General features: G+C 41.1%; 23 protein-coding genes. All 23 read right to left on the bottom strand.

Going from position 1 to position 12,845, the window contains the following annotated elements:
- Positions 1-56 precede the first annotated feature (56 nt).
- The 23 genes from secY to tuf all read right to left on the bottom strand — a co-directional run bounded on the left by secY (position 57) and on the right by tuf (position 12,768).
- On the bottom strand, positions 57-1,349 hold the full coding sequence (gene secY / locus DET59_RS17510; protein WP_113970898.1) for a preprotein translocase subunit SecY: 1,293 nt from the start codon (positions 1,347-1,349) through the stop codon (positions 57-59).
- Positions 1,349-1,789 (bottom strand): 50S ribosomal protein L15, encoded by a 441-nt coding sequence (gene rplO, locus DET59_RS17505; RefSeq protein WP_113970897.1) that lies wholly within the window; start codon positions 1,787-1,789, stop codon positions 1,349-1,351. The genes secY and rplO overlap by 1 nt, the downstream gene beginning before the upstream one ends.
- 33 nt (positions 1,790-1,822) lie before the next feature.
- The gene (gene rpmD, locus DET59_RS17500; protein WP_044340532.1) at positions 1,823-2,005 is read right to left on the bottom strand and encodes a 50S ribosomal protein L30; all 183 of its coding nucleotides are present in this window, start codon (positions 2,003-2,005) and stop codon (positions 1,823-1,825) included.
- A 13-nt stretch (positions 2,006-2,018) separates the two neighbouring features.
- Positions 2,019-2,519: a 30S ribosomal protein S5 gene (gene rpsE, locus DET59_RS17495; protein WP_113970896.1), complete on the bottom strand. Its 501-nt coding sequence runs from the start codon at positions 2,517-2,519 to the stop codon at positions 2,019-2,021.
- A gap of 23 nt (positions 2,520-2,542) precedes the next feature.
- Positions 2,543-2,905, bottom strand: coding sequence for a 50S ribosomal protein L18 (gene rplR, locus DET59_RS17490; RefSeq protein ID WP_113970895.1), 363 nt, complete (start codon positions 2,903-2,905; stop codon positions 2,543-2,545).
- A 33-nt stretch (positions 2,906-2,938) separates the two neighbouring features.
- Entirely contained in the window at positions 2,939-3,478 is a 540-nt protein-coding gene (gene rplF, locus DET59_RS17485; RefSeq protein WP_113970894.1) for a 50S ribosomal protein L6, read from the bottom strand.
- A 30-nt stretch (positions 3,479-3,508) separates the two neighbouring features.
- On the bottom strand, positions 3,509-3,907 hold the full coding sequence (rpsH, locus tag DET59_RS17480; protein WP_060674108.1) for a 30S ribosomal protein S8: 399 nt from the start codon (positions 3,905-3,907) through the stop codon (positions 3,509-3,511).
- Positions 3,908-3,937: 30 nt separating this feature from the next.
- Positions 3,938-4,123 carry a type Z 30S ribosomal protein S14 gene (locus DET59_RS17475; protein WP_010191505.1) on the bottom strand — a complete coding sequence of 62 codons (186 nt, stop codon included), beginning with the start codon at positions 4,121-4,123 and terminating at the stop codon, positions 3,938-3,940.
- A gap of 24 nt (positions 4,124-4,147) precedes the next feature.
- Positions 4,148-4,687: a 50S ribosomal protein L5 gene (gene rplE / locus DET59_RS17470; RefSeq protein ID WP_113970893.1), complete on the bottom strand. Its 540-nt coding sequence runs from the start codon at positions 4,685-4,687 to the stop codon at positions 4,148-4,150.
- Positions 4,688-4,713: 26 nt separating this feature from the next.
- Positions 4,714-5,025 carry a 50S ribosomal protein L24 gene (rplX, locus tag DET59_RS17465; protein WP_034765969.1) on the bottom strand — a complete coding sequence of 104 codons (312 nt, stop codon included), beginning with the start codon at positions 5,023-5,025 and terminating at the stop codon, positions 4,714-4,716.
- A gap of 39 nt (positions 5,026-5,064) precedes the next feature.
- Positions 5,065-5,433 carry a 50S ribosomal protein L14 gene (gene rplN / locus DET59_RS17460; protein WP_060674112.1) on the bottom strand — a complete coding sequence of 123 codons (369 nt, stop codon included), beginning with the start codon at positions 5,431-5,433 and terminating at the stop codon, positions 5,065-5,067.
- 44 nt (positions 5,434-5,477) lie between these two features.
- Complete coding sequence (gene rpsQ, locus DET59_RS17455; RefSeq protein ID WP_032085279.1) at positions 5,478-5,741, bottom strand: 30S ribosomal protein S17; 264 nt, start codon at positions 5,739-5,741, stop codon at positions 5,478-5,480.
- A 20-nt stretch (positions 5,742-5,761) separates the two neighbouring features.
- Complete coding sequence (gene rpmC / locus DET59_RS17450) at positions 5,762-5,965, bottom strand: 50S ribosomal protein L29 (RefSeq protein WP_032085278.1); 204 nt, start codon at positions 5,963-5,965, stop codon at positions 5,762-5,764.
- Positions 5,955-6,389 carry a 50S ribosomal protein L16 gene (gene rplP / locus DET59_RS17445; RefSeq protein ID WP_044340527.1) on the bottom strand — a complete coding sequence of 145 codons (435 nt, stop codon included), beginning with the start codon at positions 6,387-6,389 and terminating at the stop codon, positions 5,955-5,957. Before rplP ends, rpmC begins: the two co-directional genes overlap by 11 nt.
- Positions 6,390-6,391: 2 nt before the next feature.
- Positions 6,392-7,048 carry a 30S ribosomal protein S3 gene (rpsC, locus tag DET59_RS17440; RefSeq protein ID WP_034765973.1) on the bottom strand — a complete coding sequence of 219 codons (657 nt, stop codon included), beginning with the start codon at positions 7,046-7,048 and terminating at the stop codon, positions 6,392-6,394.
- A gap of 3 nt (positions 7,049-7,051) precedes the next feature.
- Positions 7,052-7,393 carry a 50S ribosomal protein L22 gene (gene rplV, locus DET59_RS17435; protein WP_034765976.1) on the bottom strand — a complete coding sequence of 114 codons (342 nt, stop codon included), beginning with the start codon at positions 7,391-7,393 and terminating at the stop codon, positions 7,052-7,054.
- A 19-nt stretch (positions 7,394-7,412) separates the two neighbouring features.
- The gene (rpsS, locus tag DET59_RS17430; protein ID WP_060674120.1) at positions 7,413-7,691 is read right to left on the bottom strand and encodes a 30S ribosomal protein S19; all 279 of its coding nucleotides are present in this window, start codon (positions 7,689-7,691) and stop codon (positions 7,413-7,415) included.
- 60 nt (positions 7,692-7,751) lie between these two features.
- Positions 7,752-8,582, bottom strand: coding sequence for a 50S ribosomal protein L2 (gene rplB, locus DET59_RS17425; RefSeq protein WP_113970892.1), 831 nt, complete (start codon positions 8,580-8,582; stop codon positions 7,752-7,754).
- Between the two features lie 31 nt (positions 8,583-8,613).
- Positions 8,614-8,898, bottom strand: a complete 285-nt coding sequence (gene rplW, locus DET59_RS17420; RefSeq protein ID WP_113970891.1) for a 50S ribosomal protein L23 — start codon at positions 8,896-8,898, stop codon at positions 8,614-8,616.
- Positions 8,898-9,521: a 50S ribosomal protein L4 gene (gene rplD / locus DET59_RS17415; protein WP_113970890.1), complete on the bottom strand. Its 624-nt coding sequence runs from the start codon at positions 9,519-9,521 to the stop codon at positions 8,898-8,900. The genes rplW and rplD overlap by 1 nt, the downstream gene beginning before the upstream one ends.
- A gap of 30 nt (positions 9,522-9,551) precedes the next feature.
- The gene (gene rplC, locus DET59_RS17410) at positions 9,552-10,181 is read right to left on the bottom strand and encodes a 50S ribosomal protein L3 (RefSeq protein WP_113970889.1); all 630 of its coding nucleotides are present in this window, start codon (positions 10,179-10,181) and stop codon (positions 9,552-9,554) included.
- A gap of 35 nt (positions 10,182-10,216) precedes the next feature.
- Positions 10,217-10,525, bottom strand: coding sequence for a 30S ribosomal protein S10 (gene rpsJ, locus DET59_RS17405; RefSeq protein ID WP_007085291.1), 309 nt, complete (start codon positions 10,523-10,525; stop codon positions 10,217-10,219).
- A gap of 1,052 nt (positions 10,526-11,577) precedes the next feature.
- Positions 11,578-12,768: an elongation factor Tu gene (gene tuf, locus DET59_RS17395; RefSeq protein ID WP_113970887.1), complete on the bottom strand. Its 1,191-nt coding sequence runs from the start codon at positions 12,766-12,768 to the stop codon at positions 11,578-11,580.
- Between the last annotated feature and the right edge of the window lie 77 nt (positions 12,769-12,845).

Genomic DNA, 12,845 nt, shown 5'->3' with positions numbered 1-12,845 from the left:
CTCCCCCTAATTGTCTATAAAATGGCTTCAGGAACAAAACGTTCCCGAAAACCCTCTTATTTAATAAATCCTTTGTAGTGACGTTTCACTAACTGCGCTTCCAGTTGCTTCATTGTCTCAAGTGCAACCCCTACTACGATGAGTAAGCTTGTTCCACCGATTTGAGCTGCAGGAGGTAATCCCGCAAAGTTAATGAAGAAAACAGGAAGTATCGAGATGACAGCTAAGAAGATTGCCCCAACAAATGTTAGACGATACAGAACGCGAGTGAGATACTCTTGTGTGGTTTTACCTGGACGAATACCAGGGATATATCCACCTTGCTTCTTCAAGTTTTCAGCCATTTGTTCTGGATTCACTTGAATGAAAGCATAGAAATACGTAAAGGCAACGATCAGAGCTACATAGATGATCATACCAACTGGTTTAGTGTAATCAAAGATGTACTGGATAGTACTTGTCACATCATTTTCCCCGAAGAAAGATGAAATGGTCTGTGGCGTGATTATGAAAGATATCGCAAAGATAACTGGAATAACACCCGCAGCATTTACCTTTAACGGTAGATGTGTTGATTGTCCACCAACCGGACTACGCCCCACTAAACGTTTTGCATATTGAATCGGAATTTTACGAAGTGCTTGTTGAATAAACACGACACCAACAACGATTGCAATAACTGCTAAAACAAGAAGTGCAAGAACCACAATTCGAAGGAAAAGCTGTTCGCCTGCCCCTTCAATTTGTTGAGCATAGATTTGGTTTACTGTGTTAGGGATAGCAGCAACGATACCTGCAAAGATCAGGATCGAAATACCATTCCCGACACCTTTAGCCGTGATTTGTTCACCTAACCACATAAGAAAAGCCGTACCAGCTGTTAGAACTAAAGCTATTAGTAGGTACGTACTAACTCCTGGGCTTTGGATAAGCATTCCACCATATATTCTATTGAAACCATAGGACATACCTAAAGCTTGGATAAATCCGAGAACGATGGTGAAATAACGTGTGAACTGAGCTAATTTTCGGCGTCCGACTTCACCTTGCTTAGACCACTCTGTAAACTTCGGAACAACATCCATTTGCAGGAGTTGTACGATGATTGAAGCGGTAATGTAAGGCATAATTCCCATCGCAAAGATGGAGAAGTTTTGCAGTGCACCGCCACCAAATGTATTAAGGAATCCGAGAATTCCTGCCTGGTCTTGCATTTTCAATACATTAGCGTCTACGTTTGGCACCGGAATGAAGGTACCAAGACGGAAGACTATTAACATTAGAAGGGTGAAAATAATTTTATTTCTTATATCACCCACGCGCATAAAATTGGAGATAGTTTGAAACATTAGATCACCTCGGATGTACCGCCAGCAGCTTCGATAGCTTCTTTAGCAGTGGTTGAGAATTTTTGTGCTTTTACTGTAAGCTTTTTCTCGATTGAACCTTTACCAAGAATCTTAATTCCCGCTTTTTCGTTACTCACTACGCCAGTTTCTACAAGTAGAGCTGGAGTAACTTCTGTACCATCTTCGAAGCGATTCAATGCGTCAAGGTTGACGATTGCATATTCTTTACGATTGATGTTCGTGAATCCACGTTTTGGTAGACGTTGGAATAATGGTGTTTGACCACCCTCAAAGCCAGGACGAGTTCCGCCACCTGAACGAGCGTTTTGTCCTTTATGACCTTTACCAGAAGTCTTTCCATTACCTGAACCAATACCACGTCCTACACGATTGCGGACCTTACGTGAACCTTCTGTAGGCTTTAACTCATGTAATTTCATGTCGGCACCTCCTTTTTTTTCGAAAGAAATCGATTATTTTTCTGTAACCGTTACAAGGTGAGCAACTTTGTTGATCATACCGCGGATAGCAGCATTATCTTGTTGTTCAACTGTTTGATGCATTTTGCGAAGTCCTAAAGCTTCAACCGTTTTACGTTGATCTTGTGGACGACCGATTGTACTGCGAGTGAGGGTAATTTCTAGTTTGTTAGCCATCGTTATCCCTCCCTTATCCTAATATCTCTTCTACTGATTTACCACGTAATTTTGCAACGTCTTCAGCACGCTTTAATTGTTTTAAACCTTCGATAGTAGCGCGAACCATGTTAATTGGAGTGTTAGATCCTAAAGACTTAGATAGGATATCTTGAACACCAGCTAATTCAAGTACGGCACGAACAGGTCCACCGGCAATGATTCCTGTACCCGCAGAAGCAGGTTTGATCAGGATTTGACCAGCACCAAATCGTCCAGTTACTAGGTGAGGTGTAGTACCATCAACCATAGGAACTTCAATTAGATTTTTCTTCGCATCTTCAATCGCTTTACGGATTGCATCAGGTACTTCCTGAGCTTTACCAGTTCCGAAACCAACGTGACCGTTTTTGTCGCCTACTACTACAAGAGCAGCGAAACGGAAACGACGTCCACCTTTAACAACTTTCGCAACACGATTGATTGTAACTACGCGTTCTTCAAATTCTAGTTTACTTGGATCAATACGACGCATCTGGATTGTCCCTCCTTTTTTTATTAAAATTCTAAGCCGTTTTCACGAGCTGCTTCAGCTAAAGCTTTGATACGGCCATGATATAAATATCCTCCACGGTCAAATACCACGGATTTCATTCCTTTATCTACTGCACGTTTCGCAACTAGTTCTCCAACTTTTGCTGCTGCATCGATAGTAGCTGCTGAGTCTAGATCGAAATCTTTATCTTGAGAAGATGCACTTACTAGAGTAACACCGTTCACGTCATCGATAAGTTGAGCGTAGATATTTTTGTTAGAACGGAAAACGTTCAAACGAGGACGAGTTTCAGTTCCAGTAATTTTTGAACGGACACGAGCATGTCTCTTCTTACGTGTTTTGTTCTTATCTGGCTTAGTAATCACCTACGGTCACTCCTTTCTTTTGCCTACGCGGCATTATTTACCTGTTTTACCTTCTTTACGACGAACATATTCACCTTCGTAGCGAATACCTTTTCCTTTGTAAGGCTCAGGAGAGCGTACAGCACGAATGTTTGCAGCTAATGCTCCAACACGTTCTTTATCGATACCTTTGATAGATATCTTTGTGTTTGCCGGTACTTCGATCTCGATACCTTGTTCTGGTTCGATCTCAACTGGGTGAGAGTAACCAACGTTAAGTACAAGCTTAGTACCTTGTTTTTGAGCACGGTAACCTACACCGACTAGCTCAAGGTTTCTTTGGAATCCTTTAGATACACCTTCAACCATGTTCGCGATTAGGGCACGAGTTGTACCGTGTAACGCGCGGTGTTCTTTTGCATCAGAAGGGCGAGTAACTGTTGCTACGTTTCCTTCTAATTCTACTTTAATATCAGAATTGAATGTACGAGAAAGTTCCCCTTTAGGTCCTTTTACAGTTACAGTGTTTTCTTCACCTACTGTTAGAGTAACGTCAGATGGAATTTCGATTGGTAGTTTTCCTACACGTGACATCCTGTTGCACCTCCATTCATATAAAAAATATTACCAAACGTAAGCTAGTACTTCTCCGCCTACTTGTTGAGCACGAGCTTCTTTGTCAGTTAAAACACCTGTAGAAGTAGAAACAAGTGCGATACCTAGACCGTTTAATACTCTAGGTACTTCTGTAGATTTCGCATATACACGTAAACCAGGTTTAGAGATACGCTTTAATCCAGTAATTACACGTTCGTTGTTTGCTCCATATTTTAAGAAAATGCGGATAACACCTTGCTTGTTATCTTCTACATATTCTACGTCACGTACGAAACCTTCACGTTTAAGGATTTCTGCAATTTCTTTCTTGATGTTAGAAGCAGGAACTTCTAATCTTTCGTGACGAACCATGTTCGCATTACGGATGCGAGTAAGCAAATCTGCAATTGGATCTGTCATTGTCATAATAATTTACCTCCTTCCCAAAATAGGGTATTACCAACTAGCTTTTTTAACGCCAGGAATCTGACCCTTGTATGCAAGTTCACGGAAACAAATACGGCAAAGCTTGAATTTACGGATAACTGAATGAGGACGTCCGCAACGTTCGCAACGTGTGTACGCTTGAACATTATGCTTTGGCGTGCGTTTTTGTTTCGCAATCATAGATTTTTTAGCCACATTTTCGCCTCCCTTATATAGCGATTACTTTTGGAATGGCATTCCGATTTGTGTCAATAATTCACGAGCTTCTTCGTCTGAGTTCGCAGTTGTTACGATTACGATATCCATACCACGTACTTTAGACACTTTATCATAGTCAATCTCAGGGAAAATCAATTGCTCTTTAACTCCTAATGTGTAGTTACCGCGACCGTCGAATGCTTTTTTAGAAACACCACGGAAGTCACGTACACGTGGAAGTGAAACAGAAATTAATTTATCTAAGAATTGGTACATACGCTCTCCACGAAGAGTAACTTTTGCACCGATAGGCATACCTTCACGAAGACGGAAGCCTGCGATAGATTTTTTAGCTTTCGTTACAACTGGCTTTTGACCAGTGATTTGAGTCAACTCATCAACAGCTACATCAAGAGCTTTTGAGTTTTGAACAGCTTCACCGATACCCATGTTGACAACGATCTTTTCAACTTTAGGTACTTCCATTACTGATTTGTAATTGAATTTGCTCACTAGAGCTGGACTGATTTCTTGTTGAAATTTTTCTTTTAGGCGGTTCATTCAGAATACCTCCCTTCTTAATCGTACTATTTATCTAGAACTTCACCTGATTTTTTTGCTACACGTACTTTTTTGCCGTCTTCTGTCTTATATCCTACACGAGTTGGCTCGTTGGATTTCGGATCTAGAAGCATAACATTTGATACATGGATAGATGCTTCTTGGCTGATGATTCCGCCTTGCGGATTCATCTGTGAAGGCTTAGCGTGTTTTTTCACAACGTTAATTCCTTCAACTAGCACTCGGTCTTTCTTAGGGAATGAAGCAAGAACAACACCTGTTTTGCCTTTATCTTTCCCAGTAATGACCATTACTTTATCGCCTTTTTTTACATGCATTTCATCGCACCTCCTTGAATGGCCCAATGCTAATATCTATTAAAGAACTTCTGGAGCTAAAGATACAATTTTCATAAAGTTGCTGTCACGTAGTTCGCGAGCAACAGGTCCGAAGATACGAGTACCACGTGGTCCCTTATCGTCACGGATAATTACACAAGCGTTCTCGTCGAACTTAATGTAAGTACCGTCTTGACGACGTACACCAGATTTAGTACGTACAACAACCGCTCTTACTACGTCACCTTTTTTAACAACGCCACCTGGTGTTGCTTGTTTTACTGTACACACGATAACATCACCGATGTTAGCTGTTTTGCGTCCAGAACCACCAAGCACTTTGATAGTTAATACTTCACGAGCACCAGAGTTGTCAGCAACTTTTAAACGTGATTCTTGTTGAATCATGTAGGTAACCTCCCTTCGGAATATAAAATATCCGAACAAATATATTAGATAATAACTGCTTTTTCAACAACTTCTACTAAACGGAAACGTTTTGTAGCAGATAGTGGACGAGTCTCCATGATACGTACGATATCTCCTACTTTTGCTTCGTTGTTCTCATCATGAGTTTTAAACTTCTTAGAGTACTTAACGCGCTTGCCGTATAGAGAATGCTTTTTATAAGTTTCTACCATAACCGTTACTGTTTTATCCATTTTGTCGGAAACAACACGGCCAGTGTATACCTTACGTTGGTTGCGGTCACTCATTTAAGCAAACCTCCTCTCATTTATCGATTGTTAACCCCGATCTCTCTTTCACGGATTACAGTTTTCATACGAGCGATCCCTTTGCGGACTTCACGGATGCGAGCTGTGTTTTCTAATTGCCCAGTCGCAAGTTGGAAGCGAAGGTTAAATAACTCTTCTTTTAGAGTTTTTACTTTTTGTTCAATTTCAGCAGTGGTTAGGTCACGAATTTCATTAGTTTTCATTTGATTCACCACCAATTTCCTCACGTTTTACAAACTTCGTTTTGATAGGAAGTTTGTGTGATGCTAGACGAAGTGCTTCACGAGCTACCTCTTCAGACACACCAGCGATTTCAAACATGATTTTTCCAGGCTTAACTACTGCTACCCAACCTTCTGGAGCACCTTTACCTGAACCCATACGTACTTCTAAAGGTTTTGCAGTGTAAGGTTTATGAGGGAAGATTTTAATCCATACTTTACCGCCACGTTTCATGTAACGAGTCATAGCGATACGAGCTGCCTCGATTTGACGGTTTGTGATCCAAGAAGCTTCCACTGCTTGTAAACCGTATTCACCGAACGCTACCTCTTGACCGCCTTTAGCACGTCCACGCATTTTTCCGCGGTGTTCGCGACGATGTTTAACGCGTTTAGGTAATAACATAATTATTTGCCTCCTTCCTCAGATTTCTTTCTTGTAGGAAGAACTTCTCCACGGTAGATCCATACTTTAACGCCAAGCTTACCATAAGTTGTGTCAGCTTCTGCATGAGCATAGTCAATGTCAGCGCGTAGTGTATGAAGTGGAACAGTACCTTCACTGTAATGTTCTGCACGAGCGATATCTGCTCCGCCTAAACGACCAGATACTTGCGTTTTGATTCCTTTTGCTCCAGCACGCATAGCGCGTTGAATTGATTGCTTCTGAGCACGACGGAAAGAAACACGGTTTTCTAATTGACGAGCGATGTTTTCTGCTACTAGTTTAGCATCAACGTCAGCTCTTTTGATTTCAACGATGTTGATGTGTACACGTTTTGAAGTAAGTTCGTTAAGAGCTTTACGAAGAGCTTCAACTTCTGTACCACCTTTACCGATAACCATACCAGGCTTAGCTGTATGAACAGTAATGTTAATACGATTTGCAGCGCGTTCGATTTCTACTTTAGAAACAGAAGCGTCTACTAAACGTTTTGCAATATATTCACGTACTTTAATGTCTTCGTGTAATAGATTAGCGTAATCTTTATCTGCGTACCATTTAGATTCCCAATCACGGATTATACCGACACGAAGTCCGACCGGATGTACTTTTTGACCCACAGCTTATCCCTCCTTCTTTTCTGATACGACAAGTGTAATGTGACTTGTACGTTTGTTAATTTGACTTGCACGTCCCATCGCACGAGGACGGAAACGTTTAAGTGTTGGTCCTTCATTTACATAAGCCTCAGTTACCACTAGGCTATTAATATCCATGTCAAAGTTGTGCTCTGCGTTCGCAATAGCAGACTTAAGTACTTTTTCGATTACTGGTGAAGCAGCTTTAGGTGTATGCTTTAAGATAGCAACCGCTTCTCCAACTTGCTTACCTCGGATTAGATCAACGACTAAACGTACTTTACGAGGAGCAATACGTACTGTTCTTGCAACAGCTTTTGCTTGCATTAGGATACCCTCCTCTCAATTAGCGTCTTGTTTTCTTATCATCACTTGCGTGACCTTTGTAAGTACGAGATGGTGCGAATTCACCAAGCTTGTGTCCTACCATGTCTTCAGTGACGTATACAGGTACATGTTTACGACCATCGTAAACTGCGATAGTGTGACCGATGAATGCTGGGAAGATCGTTGAGCGACGAGACCAAGTTTTAACAACTTGTTTGCCTTCAGTTTCGTTCAATTTCTCAACCTTATTCATTAAATGATCATCAACAAAAGGTCCTTTTTTTAAGCTACGACCCATGTTTGAACCTCCCTTCGTGATTGATCTACGGCTCTTTTCAGGAACCGTAGTACAATCCCGTTATTTTTTGCGACGACGCACAATAAATTTATCAGATTTGTTGTTTTTCTTACGTGTCTTGTATCCAAGAGTAGGTTTACCCCATGGAGACATTGGTGATTTACGTCCGATTGGAGCACGTCCTTCACCACCACCGTGTGGGTGATCGTTAGGGTTCATTACAGAACCACGAACTGTTGGGCGTTTACCTAACCAACGAGAACGTCCGGCTTTACCAATGTTGATAAGTTCGTGTTGTTCATTTCCAACTTGACCTACAGTAGCACGACAAGCAGAAAGAATCATACGAGTTTCACCAGAGTTAAGACGTACAAGTACATATTTACCTTCTTTACCAAGTACTTGAGCAGATGTTCCAGCAGAACGAACTAACTGGCCACCCTTACCTGGTTTAAGTTCAATATTGTGTACGATTGTACCAACTGGGATGTTGATAAGTGGTAATGTGTTACCCACTTTGATATCTGCTTCAGGTCCAGACATTACTTCCATACCTACAACAAGTGTTTTAGGTGCAAGAATATAACGTTTTTCCCCATCAGCGTAGTTGATTAGTGCAATGTTAGCTGAGCGGTTTGGATCGTATTCGATCGTAGCAACGCGTCCAGGTATACCATCTTTTTCACGTTTGAAATCGATGATACGGTATTGGCGCTTATGACCGCCACCTTGATGACGAACTGTTAACTTACCTTGGTTGTTACGGCCACCCTTTTTGTGTAGGGGTGCTAAAAGTGACTTTTCCGGAGAATCTGTAGTGATTTCAGCGAAATCAGAACTAGTCATGCCGCGACGACCATTAGAGGTAGGTTTATACTTTTTAATCGCCATGTTTTTCCCTCCTCTTCTTAATTAAAGAATTTTATACTTCAAAGAATTCGATTTCTTTACTATCAGCAGTAAGCTTAACGATTGCTTTACGACGCTTGTTAGTGTAACCAGCGTGTTTACCCATACGTTTGAACTTACCTTTGTAGTTCATGATGTTAACTTTATCTACTTTTACGTCAAAGATTACTTCAACAGCGTCTTTTACTTGAGTTTTGTTCGCTCTAGTATCAACTTCGAAAGTATATTTCTTCTCAGACATAAGATCAGTTGAAGCCTCTGTAATTACGGGGCGCTTAATGATTTCACGTACATCCATTATGCAAGCACCTCCTCTACTTTTTCAACAGCTGATTTAGTGATCACTAGTTTGTCGTGTCCTAATACATCCAGAACGCTAACTCCATCAGCAGGAACAACAGTTACACCAGGGATGTTACGAGCTGAAAGTGCTACGTTTTCGTCGATACCATCAGTGATTACTAAAGTTTTAGAATCAACAGAAAGACCTTTAAGAACGTTAGCAAATTCTTTTGTTTTAGGAGCATCGAATGATAATGCTTCTAATACTAAAATGTTTTCTTCTACTACTTTAGAAGAAAGAGCAGATTTAATCGCTAAGCGACGAACTTTCTTAGGAAGTTTGTAGCTGTAGCTGCGTGGAACTGGTCCAAATACAGTACCACCACCGCGCCATTGTGGAGATCGGATTGACCCTTGACGAGCACGGCCAGTTCCTTTTTGACGCCAAGGCTTACGCCCACCGCCACGTACTTCAGAACGATTTTTTACTTTGTGATTCCCTTGACGTAAAGAAGCTCTTTGCATCAATACTGCTTCAAACATTACATGTTTGTTTGGTTCGATACCAAAAACAGTGTCATTAAGTTCGATATCACCAACTTTAGAACCGCTTTGGTTAAATAATGCTACTTTCGGCATTCTTGTTTCCTCCTTTCTTGAAAAGTTCTATTAGTTTGCTTTAATAGCAGACTTTACTTTGATCAGTTGTTTCTTAGGTCCAGGTACATTACCTTTAACTAAGATAAGGTTACGATCAGCATCGATTTTTACAATTTCAAGGTTTTGAATTGTAACTTGCTCTCCGCCCATACGCCCAGGTAGTAATTTACCTTTGAATACACGGTTTGGATCAACAGGACCCATTGAACCAGGACGACGGTGGTAACGAGAACCATGGGACATAGGTCCGCGAGATTGGTTATGACGCTTGATAGCACCTTGGAATCCTTTACCTTTTGAAACTCCTGTTACATCTACGATTTCGCCTGCCGCGAAAATATCAACTTTGACTTCTTGACCAACTTCGTACTCTTCTACGTTTACACCGCGGATTTCACGGATGAAGCGCTTAGGAGCAGTTTCAGCTTTAGCAACGTGGCCTCTCTCTGGTTTGTTAGAAAGCTTTTCACGTTTGTCTTCAAAACCTACTTGGATAGCTGTGTAGCCATCAACATCGACAGATTTCTTTTGAAGTACCACGTTTTGAGCAGCTTCGATAACAGTTACAGGGATAAGATCACCGTTTTCAGCGAAAACTTGAGTCATACCAATCTTTCTTCCTAAGATTCCTTTGGTCATAAGTCACACCTCCTAATAATTATGGTTTTTATGAATTAAAGTTTGATTTCGATATCTACACCTGATGGTAAGTCTAAACGCATAAGCGCATCAACTGTTTGAGGTGTTGGGTTTACAATGTCGATTAAGCGTTTATGAGTACGCATTTCGAATTGCTCACGAGAATCTTTGTATTTGTGCACAGCACGTAAGATTGTGTAAACAGACTTTTCAGTCGGTAGTGGGATCGGTCCAGAAACCGCCGCACCAGAACGTTTTGCTGTTTCAACAATTTTCTCAGCTGATTGATCAAGAATTCTGTGATCATAAGCCTTTAAACGGATACGAATCTTTTGTTTTGCCATTATTTTCCCTCCTTTATCGCCTATTTTTGAATAGACATTCTCCACAGAAATTTCCCACACACTCGCCATGGCAAAGCGGCCGTGTGTGTCAGCAACCTTCTGTTTCATCGCAGTCAAAGACCAACATTGTCTATTATAACTAAAACACCTAGAAGATGCAACTGTTTCTTGCAAAATCTTTATGTTTTGCACACTTTCTCTATTATACAAACGAAGCGTGTAATTTTCAAGGTTATGTGTTATTTTCACAATATTTAATATAACGATCATTACATAACTTTTTGTGGCTATAATTTATAGATAGTATATATTGTTTTATGACTTGGAGTTGCCTAAATACATGTTCATGAGTGAGTGCATGTTGATTTCCACTGCAGGCAGCTCGCTTTCCGCGGGGTGGGCGGTGAGCCTCCTCGGGCTTCGCCCTGTGGGGTCTCACCTGTCCCACGTTTCCCGCAGGAGTCGAGCTGCCTTCCGTTTCAATCAACAATGGGTTTTATAAATTATTGTTTTAGAGATAACTGTTCCTAAGAGCTTATATGAAAGTTGAATATTCAAATGCAATTATTTACTTTAATAACATCTTGTTAACAATGGAGTCATCACATTATATATAGAAGAAAGTCGCAAAAATAATCATTCATCTTGATGGAACGAACTTCTCATTCATAACTCAAAATGAGTGAGGGACAAACACTCGAGGTTATTTGATCAATATCGTATCCGGTAAATCCCTTTGTTATTTATTTAAAAGCACATAATGTGATTTTTGCAGTCACTAGCTGTTGATTGGAGTGCAAGACGAAGACTCCTACGGGAAAAGCGGAATAGGTGAGACCCCGCAGGAGCGATAGCGACGAGGAGGCTCGCCTTCCGCCCGAGGAAAGCGAAGTCTTGCACGGAAATCAACAGCGGCGTAACAAATTGATTCTTTTTAGTCTTTTAGATTATAGATCTATATCGATTTGTCCCAGCCATTTTCTTCCCACTCATTAAAATTGCGCACAAAAAAACAGATGGACATGATGTCCATCTGTTTTTGAAATCAATGATTACTCAGTGATTGTAGCTACTACTCCAGCACCTACAGTACGTCCACCCTCACGGATAGAGAACTTAGTACCTTCTTCGATAGCGATTGGAGCGATAAGCTCAACAGTCATTTCGATGTTATCGCCAGGCATAACCATTTCTACACCTTCAGGAAGGTTACAGATACCAGTTACGTCAGTTGTACGGAAGTAGAACTGTGGGCGGTAGTTAGTGAAGAATGGAGTGTGACGTCCACCTTCTTCTTTAGAAAGAACATAAACTTCTGCTTTGAACTTTGTGTGTGGAGTGATTGTACCTGGCTTAGCAAGTACTTGTCCACGTTGGATATCTTCACGAGCTACACCACGAAGTAGTGCACCGATGTTGTCTCCAGCTTCAGCATAGTCAAGAAGCTTACGGAACATTTCTACACCTGTTACAGTTGTAGATTTTGGCTCTTCAGAAAGACCGATGATGTCGATAGTGTCTCCAACTTTAACTTGTCCACGCTCAACACGACCAGTAGCAACTGTACCACGACCTGTGATTGAGAATACATCCTCAACAGGCATCATGAATGGCTTTTCAGTGTCACGCTCTGGAGTTGGGATGTAGCTATCTACAGCTTCCATAAGTTCGTAGATTTTTTCTTCCCACTCAGCTTCTCCTTCAAGAGCTTTAAGAGCAGAACCTTTGATTACTGGTACGTCATCGCCAGGGAAATCGTACTCAGAAAGAAGGTCACGTACTTCCATTTCTACTAATTCAAGTAGCTCTTCGTCGTCTACCATGTCACATTTGTTCATGAATACAACTAGGTATGGAACACCTACTTGACGAGAAAGAAGGATGTGCTCACGAGTTTGTGGCATTGGGCCATCAGCAGCAGAAACTACTAGGATCCCACCATCCATTTGCGCTGCACCAGTGATCATGTTTTTAACATAGTCAGCATGTCCTGGGCAGTCAACGTGTGCATAGTGACGAGTATCAGTTTCATACTCAACGTGTGCAGTAGAGATTGTGATTCCACGCTCTCTTTCTTCTGGAGCACCGTCAATTTGGTCATATGCCATTGCAGTTCCACGACCATACTTCTTGTGAAGTGTAGTTGTGATTGCAGCTGTTAGAGTTGTTTTACCGTGGTCAACGTGACCGATTGTACCGATATTCGCATGTTGCTTGGAACGATCAAATTTTTCCTTACCCATTTGAAAATCCTCCTTTGATTTTAAAGAAAATAAGTATATTTTGGATGTCTCAGAGATAGCTAAAAACCATCTCTGAC

The organism is Rossellomorea aquimaris, from assembly GCF_003315075.1.
GTDB lineage: Bacteria > Bacillota > Bacilli > Bacillales > Bacillaceae_B > Rossellomorea > Rossellomorea aquimaris_C.
This window is presented reverse-complemented; position numbering and strand designations above follow the sequence as displayed.